This is a genomic window from Sphingobium olei (assembly GCF_042678845.1).
In the GTDB taxonomy this organism is placed as follows: Bacteria; Pseudomonadota; Alphaproteobacteria; order Sphingomonadales; family Sphingomonadaceae; genus Sphingobium; species Sphingobium olei.
This window is the reverse complement of the sequence record NZ_JBHTLS010000018.1, coordinates 1-627: the sequence shown is the minus strand read 5'-3', so window position 1 is coordinate 627 and position 627 is coordinate 1. Positions and strand designations below refer to the sequence as shown.

The following is a 627-nucleotide window of genomic DNA, read 5'->3' as shown; positions in this document are numbered from 1 at the left end:
CGGAGCGTCGACAAGGGCGGGCGCCACCGCGCGCCAGAGCGCATCGGGATAATCGCAGAGGGCGACAGCATGTTTGAGCGTGCCGCTGTCGTCAACATCGATGAGGTTGAGCTGCGCCCCGCCGCGGATCGACGATATGGCTGCGGGATCGAAAAGAGCGACCTGCAAGGCCGAGCGTTCGAGGCTGCTGAGCGCGACATGGGTGACAGGATGGTCAGTGGAGCCCGATGGCAGGATCATGCTGCAATCTCCGTGCTTTCAAGGATTTTCACGACCAGTGTGGTGTCGTTCTCGCAAGTCTCGCAGAAGGCTGCGTCGAACACCGAGCCGAGCACCCAGTCCTGGGTGTCATCGTCCCAGCAGGCCCAGGCGTCGCGCATCACATCAGCGCTGCCGCAAGAGCCGCATCGAACGGTGGTCCTCCCGGCCACAGGGTTCGCGGTGGCCACCGGTGCGGCAAGATCGCCGGCGTCCTCTGACGCTGTTTCTGTCACCTCGGAAAAGACCGGAAATCGCTTGCAAGGCGGTTCGTCACGGTCGAAGCTGATCCAGTTGGCGCCGGTCTTGCGCGCGTGGGTCAGCAGCGCCCAGATTTCAGGGGAGAGTTCGTCAGGGCGCTCGGGCCAG

The 627-nt window shown here is 64.1% G+C and carries 2 protein-coding genes; both read right to left on the bottom strand.

Annotation, left to right across the window (positions count from 1 at the left end; genetic code table 11):
* The coding region (locus ACFQ24_RS03770) for a hypothetical protein (protein WP_380909116.1) at positions 1 to 240 on the bottom strand (240 nt) is incomplete at its 3' end.
* A partial coding sequence (locus tag ACFQ24_RS03765) for a DUF5983 family protein (protein ID WP_380909114.1) occupies positions 237 to 627 on the bottom strand: 391 nt, incomplete at its 5' end. The genes ACFQ24_RS03765 and ACFQ24_RS03770, both read right to left, overlap by 4 nt.